Origin of the sequence: Heyndrickxia acidicola (assembly GCF_001636425.1) — a bacterium.
GTDB classification, from domain to species: domain Bacteria; phylum Bacillota; class Bacilli; order Bacillales; family Bacillaceae_C; genus Bacillus_AE; species Bacillus_AE acidicola.
Genome location: NZ_KV440953.1, coordinates 4,502,372 through 4,517,353 on the forward strand (window position 1 = coordinate 4,502,372; position 14,982 = coordinate 4,517,353).

General features: G+C 40.0%; 15 protein-coding genes and 1 pseudogene. 14 read left to right on the plus strand and 2 right to left on the minus strand.

Going from position 1 to position 14,982, the window contains the following annotated elements:
• Positions 1 to 25 precede the first annotated feature (25 nt).
• From A5N88_RS20905 to A5N88_RS20950, 11 genes and pseudogenes are all read left to right on the plus strand, one after another.
• Entirely contained in the window at positions 26 to 2,716 is a 2,691-nt protein-coding gene (locus tag A5N88_RS20905; protein ID WP_066269629.1) for a bifunctional glycosyltransferase/CDP-glycerol:glycerophosphate glycerophosphotransferase, read from the plus strand.
• Positions 2,717 to 2,735: 19 nt separating this feature from the next.
• Positions 2,736 to 3,686, plus strand: coding sequence for an NAD-dependent epimerase/dehydratase family protein (locus A5N88_RS20910; RefSeq protein WP_066269631.1), 951 nt, complete (start codon positions 2,736 to 2,738; stop codon positions 3,684 to 3,686).
• A gap of 622 nt (positions 3,687 to 4,308) precedes the next feature.
• Positions 4,309 to 4,707, plus strand: coding sequence for a glycerol-3-phosphate cytidylyltransferase (gene tagD, locus A5N88_RS20915; protein ID WP_066269633.1), 399 nt, complete (start codon positions 4,309 to 4,311; stop codon positions 4,705 to 4,707).
• A complete protein-coding gene (locus tag A5N88_RS20920) occupies positions 4,700 to 5,911 on the plus strand; it encodes a CDP-glycerol glycerophosphotransferase family protein (protein WP_066269635.1) in 1,212 nt (403 codons plus the stop codon). The genes tagD and A5N88_RS20920 overlap by 8 nt, the downstream gene beginning before the upstream one ends.
• Positions 5,892 to 7,130: pseudogene (locus tag A5N88_RS20925) on the plus strand (CDP-glycerol glycerophosphotransferase family protein); the annotation flags it as partial. The gene A5N88_RS20920 and the pseudogene A5N88_RS20925, both read left to right, overlap by 20 nt.
• Positions 7,131 to 7,132: 2 nt before the next feature.
• Entirely contained in the window at positions 7,133 to 7,939 is an 807-nt protein-coding gene (locus A5N88_RS20930; protein WP_066269637.1) for an ABC transporter permease, read from the plus strand.
• 138 nt (positions 7,940 to 8,077) lie between these two features.
• Positions 8,078 to 8,887 (plus strand): teichoic acids export ABC transporter ATP-binding subunit TagH, encoded by an 810-nt coding sequence (gene tagH, locus A5N88_RS20935; protein WP_066269642.1) that lies wholly within the window; start codon positions 8,078 to 8,080, stop codon positions 8,885 to 8,887.
• A gap of 390 nt (positions 8,888 to 9,277) precedes the next feature.
• Positions 9,278 to 9,412 carry a hypothetical protein gene (locus tag A5N88_RS26225; RefSeq protein WP_260525573.1) on the plus strand — a complete coding sequence of 45 codons (135 nt, stop codon included), beginning with the start codon at positions 9,278 to 9,280 and terminating at the stop codon, positions 9,410 to 9,412.
• 312 nt (positions 9,413 to 9,724) lie between these two features.
• Complete coding sequence (locus A5N88_RS20940; RefSeq protein WP_066269649.1) at positions 9,725 to 10,876, plus strand: DUF4097 family beta strand repeat-containing protein; 1,152 nt, start codon at positions 9,725 to 9,727, stop codon at positions 10,874 to 10,876.
• A 66-nt stretch (positions 10,877 to 10,942) separates the two neighbouring features.
• Positions 10,943 to 11,134: a PspC domain-containing protein gene (locus A5N88_RS20945; protein WP_066269651.1), complete on the plus strand. Its 192-nt coding sequence runs from the start codon at positions 10,943 to 10,945 to the stop codon at positions 11,132 to 11,134.
• Between the two features lie 2 nt (positions 11,135 to 11,136).
• Entirely contained in the window at positions 11,137 to 11,493 is a 357-nt protein-coding gene (locus A5N88_RS20950) for a phage holin family protein (protein WP_066269652.1), read from the plus strand.
• A gap of 107 nt (positions 11,494 to 11,600) precedes the next feature.
• Here the strand turns inward: A5N88_RS20950 and A5N88_RS20955 are convergent, their stop codons facing one another.
• Complete coding sequence (locus A5N88_RS20955; protein WP_066269654.1) at positions 11,601 to 12,161, minus strand: N-acetylmuramoyl-L-alanine amidase family protein; 561 nt, start codon at positions 12,159 to 12,161, stop codon at positions 11,601 to 11,603.
• A gap of 328 nt (positions 12,162 to 12,489) precedes the next feature.
• Here A5N88_RS20955 and hprK point away from each other — a divergent pair, with 328 nt between their 5' ends.
• Positions 12,490 to 13,416 (plus strand): HPr(Ser) kinase/phosphatase, encoded by a 927-nt coding sequence (gene hprK / locus A5N88_RS20960; protein ID WP_066269656.1) that lies wholly within the window; start codon positions 12,490 to 12,492, stop codon positions 13,414 to 13,416.
• A gap of 82 nt (positions 13,417 to 13,498) precedes the next feature.
• Entirely contained in the window at positions 13,499 to 14,350 is an 852-nt protein-coding gene (lgt, locus tag A5N88_RS20965; RefSeq protein ID WP_066269657.1) for a prolipoprotein diacylglyceryl transferase, read from the plus strand.
• A gap of 77 nt (positions 14,351 to 14,427) precedes the next feature.
• Here the strand turns inward: lgt and A5N88_RS25220 are convergent, their stop codons facing one another.
• Positions 14,428 to 14,619, minus strand: coding sequence for a hypothetical protein (locus tag A5N88_RS25220; RefSeq protein ID WP_157090747.1), 192 nt, complete (start codon positions 14,617 to 14,619; stop codon positions 14,428 to 14,430).
• 169 nt (positions 14,620 to 14,788) lie between these two features.
• On the opposite strand from A5N88_RS25220, the gene A5N88_RS25225 reads away from it, so the two are divergent.
• Positions 14,789 to 14,941, plus strand: a complete 153-nt coding sequence (locus A5N88_RS25225) for a hypothetical protein (protein WP_157090748.1) — start codon at positions 14,789 to 14,791, stop codon at positions 14,939 to 14,941.
• The last annotated feature ends 41 nt before the right edge of the window (positions 14,942 to 14,982 follow it).

A 14,982-nucleotide genomic window follows, 5' to 3' on the forward strand; every position in this document is an offset into this window, starting at 1 on the left:
ATACAGCAATAAGGGAGAATTAGCTATGAAGTCACAAGAATATGATTTTAAATTTAGTGTCATCATGCCTATCTATAATGTGGAAAAATTTCTGGCAGAAGCCGTTGATAGTGTCCTCAATCAAACGATAGGCCTTGAAAATATTCAAATCATCTTAGTCAATGATGAAAGCCCGGATAATAGTGAAGAAATCTGTTTGAAATATCAGGCTGAATATCCTGATAACGTTGTGTACGTGAAAAAACCAAATGGCGGTGTCAGCAGTGCGAGAAACTATGGAATTCAATTTGCCAGGGGAAGGTATATTCAATTTCTGGATCCGGATGATAAGGTCTCTCCTAATACGTTTGAAAATGTGTACGCCTTTTTTGAAGAGAATGACGAAGAAATAGATTTGGTTGCCATACCAATCTTCTTCTTTGAAGGAAGAAAGGGCAAACACGTTTTAAATAACAAGTTTTCCTCTACAAGAATCCTTGATTTAGAAGAACGTCCTGATTTAATTCTGACTCACTGCTGTTCTACTTTCATCAAAAATGAAGTGATGAATCACTTTTCCTTTGATGAGTCCTGCCGGATAGGTGAAGATGCAAAATTAGTAAATTTAATTATTGCAAAGAAAATGAAGTACGGTGTTGTAAAGCAAGCAAGATTCCACTACCGCGTACGTGCTGACGGATCCTCTGCCATGCAAAATGCACAGAAGAATAAAGATTGGTATAATCATTCTCTTCAAACCTTCTCAACCGATCTTGTGAATAAAACAAGCGGTGCGGATGGATCTGCCCCACGCTTTATTCAGTATGTCGTTATGCATGATTTGAAATGGAAGTTTTTCGTGAAGGATATTGCGGAAACTCCGTTGACACAAAGTGAATATGAGGAATTCGTACAACTCATCAAAAACCTTCTTAACCACATGGATGATGACGTCATCATGGATACAAAAAATGTAAGTCATTATTATTTATTGCATGCCTTAAAAATGAAGTATAAAGGTGACTTTTCTAAAGTGGTGTTCGAGAATAAAGAAGAAGATGACTTATATCTATGTCTTCACGAAAACATTATCGCAAGACTTTCTACTGAAGTGTTAACGGTTGAAATTTTGGAAGAAAAACAGAACACGGTTCATTTGGAAGGTTTCTGGGGATCCCTTTTTGATAATGAAAACGTAGAAATTTATGCCGAAGTGGAAAACGAACGCTTTAAAACGGAAAGTATCGTAAGAAATGTGAACAACTATGTATCACTTGGTGAAACCATTAAACGGTACCCTGGATTTTCACTTGATATCCCAAAGGATGTCTTTAGAAAAGGAAGCTACATCGAATTTTTCATCACCAAAAATGGCGTTACCCAAAATATAAAGCTTCGTTTCTTTAAATATTCAGGATTAAACCAAGGGCTGCGCAATTCGTATGCCGCAAAGGATGAACACATTTTTTATTATAGGGACAGAAAGCTTTATGTAGAAAACAATACGGTATTCAACCGCTTCACGAAAGAAGCCAAATACCTTTTCTCACTCAGCAGAAAGAAAAAACGGGTGAAAAAAAATCAAAAATCCGCCCTTAATAAGGCGATTATTGGGCGGCTTGCTCATTATGGAACTCGACTCTTCTCCCATAAGCCTGTCTGGCTTTTCGTTGACCGTCAAGACAAAGCAGATGATAGTGCTGAACATCTGTTCAAATATGCGATGCAAAAAAACGATGGAATCAAAAAGTATTTTGTCATTAAGAAGGATTGTGCAGACTACGAAAGATTGAAGCAGTATGGAAAGGTTGTTGCCTTCCGCTCCCTTCAGCATAAGCTCCTAACAATGGCTGCATCCAAGGTAATCTCTACACATGCCGACGTATGGGTAGTAAATCCATTCTTTAGTACGGATGTGTATTACCGTGATTTAATGACCTACGATTTTGTCTTTTTGCAGCACGGCATAACGATGGTGGACCATTCACAATGGTTGAATAAATACAATAAAAATATTCGCGTTATGGTGACGGCTGCTCACAAAGAATATGAGTCCATTATCAACGGAGATTATAACTTTACAAAGGAAAATGTTTTCCTTGGAGGATTTCCGCGCTATGACAACCTTGAAAAGAGCAATGGCCAAAAACAAATTTTGATTATGCCTACATGGAGAAAAGCTCTTGTCTCTCCAAAAAATCAGGCATTGGGAATTCGCCCATATAATCCTTATTTCAAGGAAAGCGAATATTTCAAGCGGTACAATGATCTTATTAACGATGAGGAGCTGTTGCGTTTTGCAGAAGAACGCGGTTATAAAATAAAGTTTTTCCCGCATCCTGATATTCAGCAGCAGTTGTCTGATTATGACCGGAATGAACTGGTTGAATTTGTTGACTATAATACCAGCTACCAGCTTATGTTTAACTCCTCAGATATTATGATTACCGATTTCTCTTCAGTAGCATTTGATTTCGCTTATACGAAGAAACCGGTTATTTATTATCAATTCGAAGAGTCCTACCATTTTAAATTGGACTATTATAATTATGAAACGATGGGATTTGGCGACACGATTGCCAAGCATGAAGACCTGGTTGAAAAAATCAAGTACTACATTAATAACAACAGCCAAATGGAAGATAAGTACAAGGATAGAGTAGACAGTTTCTTTGCTTATACGGATAAAAATAACAGAGAACGGGTTTATAATGCTATAATGGATATCGATAGGTAATGTAAAGGAGTGTTAAAGAGTGTATACATTGGTTACAGGCGGAGCAGGTTTTATTGGTTCTCATCTTGTAAAAGCGTTAATCAACAGCAACCGAAAAGTTGTCGTTTTGGACGACCTTTCAATGGGAAATGTTGAAAATTTGCCAAAAAGCGAAAACGTAACGTTTATTGAAGGGGATTTAGGAAATAAAACTACTGTCCAGGAACTTTTTAAAACATACGATTTTGAAAAAGTGTTTCATCTGGGAGCAGTGGCAAGCGTAGCTGCTTCAGTAGAAAACCCTTTGAAGACACACCAGACAAATTTAGAAGGATCTTTATACTTGCTGGAAGAAGCCAAAAAGAATAAAAATCTCAAACGTTTTGTTTTTGCTTCATCAGCTGCTGTATACGGAGACGAGCCTACACTGCCAAAAACAGAAAATTCTCCTATACAACCTTTAACTCCATATGCAATAGACAAGTTTGCGAGTGAGCGGTATGCGTTATCCTATTATCAACTATATGGTACGCCTACTGCAGCCGTGCGTTTTTTCAATGTCTATGGAATAAACCAGAATCCAAGCTCGCCTTATTCAGGAGTCATCTCTATTTTGACGGACAGGCTGCTTTCGAATAAGAAGGGCATTGAAAAGACCTTTACCGTATTTGGAGATGGTGAGCAGACACGTGACTTTGTGTATGTAGACGATGTTGTTAAAGCATTGCTGCTTGTTTCCGAATCGGAGGATGCCCTTGGCCGTGTCTTTAATGTAGGGACCGGACAACCTGTTAAGCTAATTGACATGATCAATATTTATAAAAAATTATCGGGTGTCAACCTGCCGCTGGCTTTTGAAAAACAGCGGGAAGGTGATATCAGAGAATCCTATGCAGATATCAATGCATTAAGGAGCATCGATTTTGAGCCGTCCTATACGCTTGAAGAGGGCTTAAATGTTTATTGGAAGCATGAAAGTCAGCAAGGCTAATCTGTTTTAAAGTTTTATTTTCATGCAGGGCTGCTAAAGCTCCATATTGTATTGACACAATGGTGATTGGAGCTCTTAGAGTGAAGATCAAACAGGCGGATAATAGAGCCTTAGTATAAAAAATGAAAAGAGAGTTGCAGAAGCACCGTTACTGCCAACTCTCTTTTTCTTAGTAGACGAGGGAAATGAACAAACCTATAATAGATTTGTGAAAGAAACTATGTTGTTTTTTAGCTCAAACGTGTGAAACTGCCGTTTCACACGCCTTTCAGCTCAGCTGAAAGGTTACAGTAAAGAAAGAAACATAAAAGCAAACTAGTTTGCTTTTATGTTTCTTTCTTTACTGTAAATTGAGCTAAAATATGAGCAGTTACCCATAGAAAATGACAAAGCCTTTTTTACAAAGTTGGAAATACTATCATTCAACTGATAATATGATGGATAAGCTGCATCCTAGTTTAGGAACAGAGCCTACGCAATCAACTATCACTTCCTTTGTAAATAAATTTAATTTGTATCGGCTATCTATAGGCATTATAATAATAAGATGTTCAAATGCTACTGAATGAATTTTTATCTGTTTTTTTATCGATGACCTTTAATTGATAAGGGAGAGATCTATATGAAAAAGGTGTTAACATATGGAACCTATGATCTTTTGCATTGGGGACATATAAACTTACTGAAAAGAGCCAGTGAATTAGGTGACTACTTAATTGTTGGCGTTTCTACAGACGAGTTTAACAAGCTGAAAAATAAAAAATCCTATCATAGCTATGAAGACCGAAAGATGATTCTTGAGGCTATTCGTTATGTAGATAAAGTAATCCCAGAAGAAAATTGGGAGCAAAAGATAGAGGATATAAAGAAGTACGAAATTGACACGTTTGTCATGGGGGATGACTGGAAAGGAAAGTTTGACTACCTATCCGAGTATTGTGATGTCATTTACCTCCCAAGAACGATTGGTATTTCGACAACTAAAATTAAAAAGGACCTCTATTCACTTAAAAATGGGTAGGGAGATTTTAATTGAACTGTATTTGTTTTTGTTTAGACTCCAGTTCATTATACTAAATTGGATTCCGGTTAAAAATAAATTGACCTTTGTCATTTCATTTGAACAGAACAGCTTCTATATATATGAGGAGCTTTTGAAGAGACAAGCCGATTGTGAAATCGTATTTATTTGCGACTCCTCCTGCTATGATATTGTCAAAAATGAGGTGAACGCAAAGGTTCTAAAGCTTAATGCGGCTAGTCCGATCAGCTGGTTTGAAAATATTTATCATCTGGCGACTTCGAAAACCATTATTGTTGACAATTATTTCGGTTTCCTTGCGGCTGTTTCCTTCAAGGCGGAAGTGGAGTGCATTCAAATATGGCATGCAGCTGGAGCCATTAAGACATTCGGTTTAAAGGACCATTCTCTAGCCAATAGAAGCAGCAGGGCCATTGAGCGTTTTAAAAAGGTATATAACCAATTTCATAAAGTAGTGGTAGGTTCTGATGAAATGGCGGCTGTCTTTCAGCAGGCATTTGGTGTTTCTTCGGACAGGTTCCTGTACACTGGTGTTCCGCGTACCGATTTATTTTTTAGTGAAGAAAAGCAAAAACATATCATTGCTGATTTGTACCGTGAAAATCATCATTTAAGCGGGAAAAAAGTGATCCTGTACGCGCCTACATTTCGTGACGGCAGCCTGGACACCTTTGAAATAAAGCTGGACCTTGATTATTTGTACCAGACGCTTGGGGACGAATATGTCCTCATCGTAAAGCTGCATCCTGCTATTAGAAATAAATCTTTTTTACAAAATCGCTATCATCATTTTATAATGGATTATTCAGACTACAGAGACATAAATGATCTGCTTCTTATAACGGATTATCTCATTACAGATTATTCATCTATTCCGTATGAATACGCCCTGATAAATAAGCCCATGCTCTTTTATGCATATGATAAAGAGAGCTACCAGAAGCAGAGAGGGCTATGGATGGATTATGAGAAAATGGTTCCGGGCCCCGTTGTCACAAAGACGGAGGAAATCGTCAGCCAAATAAAAGAAAATCGATTTGATTATAATAGAATCCGCTATTTTTCATCTAAATGGAACAAATATTCACATGGGCATTCTGCCGGTGAATTGGTGAACTACCTATATAAAGAGCGGGGAATTGGGTCACCTGAGAAAGGGAGACAAGTTAGTTATGGAACATGATAGAAATAAAAAAACAACAGGCATTATGTATAAGTTGAAAAATATTAAGAAATCCAGATTGACTCAATTGATATATAAAACGGCGTTCAAGATCGTTAGCTGGATGCCGGTAAAAAAAAATCTTATTGTATTTGAAAGCTACTTAGGAAAGCAATATAGCTGCAATCCCAGGGCTATTTATGAATATCTATTGGAAAATCATCCCGGCTATCAAATGGTCTGGAGTGTCGATAAAAGGTTTGCGAAAAATTTTGAAGGAAAAAACGTTACCGCTGTGCCCCGTTTTTCGTTAAAATGGTTATTGTGCATGGCAAGGGCAAGGTATTGGGTGACAAACAGCCGGATGCCATTGTGGATTCCAAAGCCAAAACATACGGTTTATCTGCAAACGTGGCACGGCACACCGCTTAAAAGGCTGGCGGCAGATATGGAAGAAGTGCATATGCCGGAAACGACCATCAAAGAATATAAGCAAGGCTTTTTAAAGGAAGCGGGCAATTGGGATTACTTGATTTCTCCGAACGCTTATTCCACCGAGATTTTCAAAAGCGCTTTTCAGTTTGAAAAAGAAATGCTGGAGACCGGCTATCCTAGGAATGATTATTTGTACCAGCATAATAATCAGCAAACCATCGATCAGTTTAAACGTTCACACGGAATACCTGCAGATAAAAAAATTATTCTGTATGCTCCAACCTGGCGCGATAATCAGTTTTATGAAAAGGGTAAATATAAGTTTGATTTGGACCTTGATCTAGCACAGTTAAAGGAAAGCCTTGGCGACAATTACATTGTTCTTCTCCGGATGCATTATTTAGTTGCTGAAAATTTTGATCTAAGCCCTTATAATGGTTTTGCATACGATTTTTCTAATCACGAGGATATTCGGGATCTATACTTGATTGCTGACATCCTTATTACGGATTATTCGTCTGTATTCTTCGACTATGCCAATTTAAAGCGGCCTATGATATTCTATGTATATGACATTGAAGAATATCGCGACAATTTACGCGGATTCTATTTTGATTTTGAGAAGACAGCTCCGGGGCCGCTTGTCAAAACAACCGAACAAGTGATTGAGTGTATTAAAAAAACGGAAGAGGAAGACTATGCACTGCCTGATTCCTTTGAACTATTCTATGAAAAATTTTGTTACTTGGAGTCAGGGCAATCAAGCAAAAGAGTAGTTGAAAGAGTTTTTCAAGGAAGGAATTAACTATGAAGTCTTTATTTACGGTCATTAAGGAACAGTTTACTAATTTTTATTTAATTAACAGGTTATCTTTGTATGAAATGAAAAGTGATAATAAGGATAATTTGTTAGGCCTTTTTTGGGTTATATTAAATCCGATGATCCAAATTGGCATCTACTGGTTTGTATTCGGATACGGGATACGTGCAGGAAAACATGTAGGGCATGTTCCGTATTTTGCCTGGCTGATCGCGGGAATCGTTGTCTGGTTTTTTATCAATCCTTCCATTATAGAAGGATCCAGATCTGTCTATAGCAGGCTGAGAATGATATCGAGAATGAGCTTTCCGCTCAGTGCCATCCCAACATACGTCATTTTCGCGAAATTTTATCAGCATTTAATGCTGCTAGCCATTATTATAATCATCCTTCAGTTTTACGGGTATCATGTGTCTGTGCATTATCTGGCACTGCCGTATTACATGGTGGCAACGATTCTGCTTTTGTTTGCTCTGGCTCTTATTACCTCTACACTGTCAACGATTGTACGGGATGTTCATCAGATTGTTCAGTCGTTAATGAGGGTATTGTTTTACATTACACCGATATTATGGGTCCAAACAGGTATGAGTAAGTGGATTGTCATTCTGATGAAGGCGAACCCATTGTATTATATTATTGAAGGATATCGGAATTGCCTTTTAGGGAAAAGCTGGTATTTCGTCGATCACTGGTTTTACACTCTATATTTCTGGGCAGTACTATTGGTATTATTATGGATCGGCTCTGTTCTCCATATGAAATTCAGAGATAGATTGGTCGACTATTTATAAGGTTCTTCTGCTTTTGTATTTTGTACCGTTATTTAGAAAGAATAATTTATAATAAAAAATGGCGCTGGGAAAGCCCATATTGAGGCCATGTGCCATCTTATACGAAAACAACCTTTTAAAAAACAGGAAGTGAAGACTATGAGCAAAACAGTGGTCGTTAAGCATATTGCTAAAAAATATAAAATGTATAAAAAGGATTCGGAAAAGCTGCTAGACCTGATCTTGCCTGGCGGATATGGAGATGACTTCTATGCGCTTAGAGATATTAGCTTTGAAGCCAATGAAGGCGATGTTATCGGGATTGTCGGAGTAAATGGTTCGGGGAAATCCACTCTGTCCAATATCATTTCCGGAATTATTCCGCCAAGTGCAGGAACGCTTGAGATAAAAGGACAGGCAGCATTAATTGCGATAAATGCCGGATTGAATAACAATTTAACCGGACGCGAAAATATCGAATTGAAATGTTTAATGCTCGGTTTCAACCGCAAAGAAATTCGCGAGCTCGAGCCTGAAATTGTTGATTTTGCCGACCTTGGCCATTTTATTGACCAGCCGGTTAAAAACTACTCCAGCGGGATGAAATCAAGGCTTGGTTTTGCCATTTCAGTCAATATCGATCCCGATATACTTATCATTGACGAAGCGCTGTCTGTTGGTGACCAAACCTTTACTGATAAATGTTTGGCCAAGATGGATGAGTTCAAAGAGCGTGGTAAAACCATTTTCTTTATCAGCCACTCTTTAAATCAGGTACAGGATTTCTGTACAAAAACGCTCTGGATTGAGTATGGGGAAGTAAAGGAATATGGATCAGTGGAGGAAGTCCTTCCGCATTACAGCCAATTCCTAAAGGACTTCAAGAAAATGTCTGCTCAAGAACAGAAGAAGTACAGGGAAGAAACACTAAAAAAACGATTGGGAAGCAGCTTAACAGCAGCAAAATAAGCTGAAGTAACCCTTTATAAAGCCTGAATGAATCTTAAGCAAGATCTCATTCAGGCTTTTTTCATTTTCTTATGAGAAGCTCTTTTTAAAAAAATATGTTATATTACACAAAAATCATTGTGAGGAATAAAAACCAGCGGGATGATCAGTGCACTTCCCAAGTCTCTCTTACATCCTCTTGTTGATTTGATACCAAAATTGATTGAAGCAAAAGGCGCGAGACTCCTGCGGGATCAGGGTGGTAGGGAAACCCCATTAGGAGCATAGTGAAGAAGAGGCTCCCAGCCTGCCACGAAAACGAGTGCCTAAAGCGGAACTGAACCAGCAGGATGATCAGTGCACTTCCCAAGTCTCTCTTGCATCCTCTTGTTGATTTGATACCAAAGTTGATTGAAGCGGAAGGCACGAGACTCCTGCGGGAAAAGCTGGCCAAAGGGAGACCCCGCAGGAGCTTGCGACGAGGAGGCTCCCGGCCGCCCGCGGAAAGCGAGTGCTGAAGCGGAAATCAACCAGCAGGATGATTAACGCACAACCAATGCCTGAATTAGAACTCAATCTAAAGTGATTGAAGCGTGTCAGGAAAACCCCGCAGGAGAAAGGTTACCAAAGCCGCCAAAATATCGTGTTTGGAAAATTCAATTCAGGCAAACCTAATTCTTAAATAAGGGTCATAGGATATGGAAGAGAAGGCTAAAACAATCCTAATAAATGGTTTTACATGACATCCTGAAAAGAACCATTATAATGGAGGTACACCAACGTGATTTTTCACTAAGCATGAAACAATTATAAGTATAAAACGTATAAGAGATAACGATAAATAAGGAGGAATCATCTATGCAGGCAGAGCGTAAAAGGATACTGGATCTTTTAAAGGACGGAAAGCTTTCTACAGAGGAGGCTTTAACATTGCTGGAAGCCCTTGACAAAGAAGCGGGTGAAAAAGGAAATCCTGCTCCCGAGTCAAGAGCCTCCTATAAAGAAAAGGAAGAAACGTTCGAGGAGAAACAGCAGGAAGAGGAGGAATTTAGCACCCGTGAGGAAAAATATGCACGAAGCGGGAAATCCTCATTTGATGAAAAACAGTTTGCCCAATTTGCCGGGGCAAAGGATAAAATTTTGGACCTGGTCAGCACAGCTATAAAGAAAGTCAAAGACTTTGATCTGCAGCTGAATCAATCTGTTGAATTTCCACATGTGTTCCAGCAATCGAATGCAATTGTTAACAGAGTTGATATCGATGTGGCAAATGGACATGTAGAAGTAAAGCCGTGGGATCAGCAGGATGTTCGAATTGAATGTCAGGTTAAAGTATTTAGAACCGATGACAGGGAAGAAGCCAGAAGCACTTTTATAAAAAATAGCTATTATGCAATTGAAAATGAAAAGCTTCGTTTTACGACACAATCAAAGTGGATCAAGACAGACACAGTCGTATATCTTCCGAGGCAGACATACGAGAAAGCATCTATCCGCACCTTTAATGGACGCATTAGCGCTGACGGGATTCACGCAGAGGACATGAAGGTAAAAACCGCGAACGGAAAAATACAGCTATCAGATGTGGAATCTGAAAAGATGGAAGCGGAAACGGCGAATGGGAAAATTACGATCATTAACAGCAAAGCGAGCAGACTTGCTGCAGAAACGATGAATGGCAGCCTTGATGTAGAAGGGAAATTTGTTTCTACGGATCTTCAAACCTTTAATGGGAATATTAATTGTACGCTTGGCGAGGAAATGATGGACACGATTCATACAAAAGCCGTAACCGGGTCCATATCGATCTATCTGCCTGCGGATATATCCGTAGAAGGAGAATGTAAGTCTAATCTTGGAAATTATAAAATTGATCTGGAGGGCTATGAAGTCCTGGATGAGAAAAAAGAAATTGTCCAAAAACAGCTTCGTTTTAACAGAAGCGGACATACCGAGGTGCCAGTCCATTTATTTGCAGATACAAAAACAGGTTCTATCTACATTAAGTAGGCTCTCAAAAAAGGGATACATGAACCATGCTTCAGCACCAAGTAAAATTGAAATGAGGCAAATAGTATGAAACAACTTACACGGTCACGAACGAATCGAAAGCTTGCGGGAGTGTTTGGAGGATTGTCGGATTATTTCAATGTCGACGCCAATCTATTGAGAATTGTGTTTATCCTGGTATTGGCATTCACTGCATTTGTTCCAGGCTTTCTCGTTTATGTCCTTTCTATCTTTATCATCCCTAATGAAGAGGTATAACGATGAGATGGTTATTAAGTATCTTAATTAACGCTGTCCTGTTCATCGCTATAGCGGGATATCTCCCGGGTTTTAAAGTTCATGGCTTCAGTGCTGCTTTAGAAGCAAGCTTTATTTTGTCTATATTGAACCTGCTGGTTCGTCCCATTTTAATCATTCTCACACTGCCGATTACCATTGTTACCCTCGGCTTCTTCCTGCTATTCATTAATGCCTTTACATTAGTTATAACGGATAAACTAATGGGAAGCCGCTTTGACATGACTAATTTTGGGGTCGCATTTCTGGTAGCAGTGATCATGGCAGTCGTGAACGTTGTTATTCAGCACATGTTTTTTCAATCGCGAAGCAAAAGATAAGAAAAAGGGACAGCAGGCCGCTGTCCTTTTCTTTATTTCAATTATTGATCTCCTTTCGTAGTTCTCTTCACACTTTAACCTGCTTGTCCTTGCTCACAATTCTAATGTTAACGCGGCTTTAAGAAATAAACCTGCGCCACTCCATCGGCAATCGCTTTTGCACAAAGTTTTTGATAGGACGGCGAGCAGAGCAATGCCTCTTCCTTTTTGTTTGTATAAAACCCGCACTCAACCAGAACCGCTGTCATGTTGGTTTCCCTCAGGACATGAAAATCCGCACGCTTTACACCTCTGTCGGCAAGGCCGGATGCTTGAATGATGCAGTGTTGTATTGCTGATGCGAGCGACAGGGCTTCCTTTGGCTTGGAAAGGTAAACAAATGTTTCGATGCCGTTTGCCTGATTCCAGTCTTTTCCGTCTCCTGCAGCATTGGCATGAATGGAAATATAGCAATTTGCTCCAAGACGGTTTGCCAGGTTTGTACGTTTAGACAGTGGGACATCCTCTTTTTTGGAATGGGCAAAATAAACGCTCACATTTTGATAGGTCTCCAATATTTCACGTGTATAATCTGTAGCTGCGCTTGTAAAGCTAAACTCTTTAAGCCCATTAGGACTTCTCTTACCAGGGGTATCGGGTCCATGTCCGGCATCCAGCACAATTTTCATTTCTATCATCCTCCAATCCATTTTTATTAGTCACAAAGCTGCGCCCTCAAAAATATTCGGTACAATGCTATAATAGAAATCCGGACTGTGTCAGGATACCCGGAAAGCTTTTTTATAGGGACTGGTTTTGTAGATAGTAGAAATGATAAAATAAAATGGAAATCCTATTGGGAATTTTCAAGTTTCCAGTCGGCTGGTGCTTGAATGATTTCTGCAGCATTCGAAAAAATGCCCCAAAAGCATAGAATAAATCCTTTGATTCAGTAAAATTTTAAGCTGGTACAAAGACAGGATATATTCATTTTTAATTTTAAGGAGGACTATCCCTTTGGCAAAAGTTCGCGTCGAAGATATTATTAAAAAATTCAATCTTGAGTTAGTCAGTGGAGGGGAGGGAGTCCACCGTACTATTACTACCAGCGATATCTCCCGTCCTGGACTGGAGCTTTCCGGATACTTTGAGCATTATCCGGCTGATCGGATTCAATTGCTGGGTAGAACCGAGATATCCTTTAGTGAGCAGCTGGATTCCGTGGATCGTAAAATTCGTTTGGAAAAGATGTGCGATGATATTACACCGGCTATCATCATCTCGAGAGACTTGGAGGTGCCGAAAGAGCTGATTGAAGCATCTGAGGAATACTCCGTACCCGTCATGCGTACACCGATGAAAACAACCCGCTTTGTTTCAAGGTTGACCAACTATTTGGAATTCAAACTTGCACCGACTACTGCTATTCATGGTGTGCTTGTGGACATTTATGGCGTTGGGGTCTTGATTACGGGTAAAAGCGGCGTCGGAAAAAGTGAGGCAGCCCTTGAGCTTGTAAAGCGAGGCCACAGACTTGTAGCCGATGACTGTGTAGAGATTCGCCAGGAGGATGGAGATACACTGATCGGCAATGCTCCTGAGCTGATTGAACACCTGCTTGAAATTAGAGGTCTTGGCATTATTGATGTTATGACGATGTTTGGGGCAGGAGCTGTTCGTTCACATAAAAGGATTTCTATGATTGTCTCCCTTGAAATCTGGGATCAAAATAAACAGTATGACCGTCTGGGGCTTGATGAAGAGAAAATGAAAATTATTGATAGTGATGTGACGAAAATTACGATTCCTGTCCGTCCTGGACGAAATATTGCCGTTCTTATTGAAGTGGCGGCAATGAATTTCCGCCTTAAAAAAATGGGGGTCAATGCTGCGCAGCAGTTTACCGAGAAGCTCGCAGATGTCATTGAAGATGGTGATAGATAATCATCAAATGAGGGGATTTTAGGGGGAAAGCAGTTTGCTTGTTAAGCCTGGGAATTGCTTTGTATAGAGAGGAGAACAATCAATGAATTCTGGATCACATCCGCTTAATCCCATTGCGCTTCACTTAGGTGGACTCGAGGTGCACTGGTATGGCGTTATTATTGGCTGCGGAATTGCAATCGGTTTGATCCTGGCCATGCGGGAAGCTCAAAGAAGGGGCCTCGATAAGGATATTATCCCGGATCTTTTAATCTGGGCCATTCCGATCGCTATTATATGTGCACGTATCTATTATGTATCATTCGAGTTTCCATATTATTCACAGCACCCAAGTGAAATCATTAAAATCTGGCACGGCGGTATTGCCATTCACGGCGGCCTCATTGGCGCAGTTATTACAGCTATTATTTTTTCAAAGATTAAAAAGATGTCCTTTTGGAAGCTTGCAGATATCACTGCGCCGAGCATCATTCTTGCGCAAGGTATTGGACGCTGGGGAAATTTCATGAATCAGGAAGCCCATGGCGGGGAAGTCAGCCGTCAATTTCTTGAGAATTTGCATTTGCCGGCATTTATTATTAACCAAATGGATATTAACGGCCATTATTATCATCCAACCTTTTTGTATGAGTCTGTTTGGGATGTAGCTGGTTTTATCATTTTAATCCTTTTAAGAAATAAAGCTAATCTGCGTAGAGGAGAGGTTTTTTTAAGCTATCTGGTTTGGTATTCAATCGGCCGCTTCTTTATTGAGGGTATGCGTACGGACAGCTTGATGCTGACAAGCTTTTTACGGATTGCACAAGTGGTATCCATTGTGTTGATTGTTGTGGGTACCGTCCTGATTATCGTTAGGAGGAAAACGGGTATGGCGGCTGAGCCGTATCGGAATGATTCTATTGAAGCTGCCGAAAAGGCACCGACTAATCCATAATTTTAGAGTAGAAACTGGCATATGCCGGTTTCTTTTATTTTGGCAGATGATGTGAAAGGATTCTGCATTAATCAACTTTAGTTACCGGTCAACATGAGATTTAAGATAGATATGGCAAGTGCCCTAATCATTCCTGCTGGTTGATTTACGCTGCAGGCACTCGCTTTCCGCGGGGCGATTGTGGAGCCTCCTCGTCGCTGCGCTCCTGCGGGGTCTCCCCAAATTCGCTGATCCCGCAGGAGTCTCGTGCCTTCTGCTTCAATCAACATTGGTTTGAGTCCTTACTTCAGACTCTAATTGAGTTATGGGGAGTGCTCCGGTCACCCTGCTGGTTGATTTACGCTGCAGGCACTCGCTTTCCGCGGGGCGATTGTGGAGCCTCCTCGTCGCTGTGCTCCTGCAGGGTCTCCCCAAATTCTCTGATCCCGCAGGAGTCTCGTGCCATCCGCTCCAATCAACTTTGGATATCAATCTATATTGGGATATAAGAGAGAAGTGGGAAGTGCCCTGGTCATCCTGCAGGTTGGTTTTGGCGCAGCACCTCCAATTGCAGCAAGTTTTACGATCAGAGACTTTGTTTTTTTATGGTAAAAGTTTTATCATAAGGGAAGATATCAACAAAGATTAAAGGA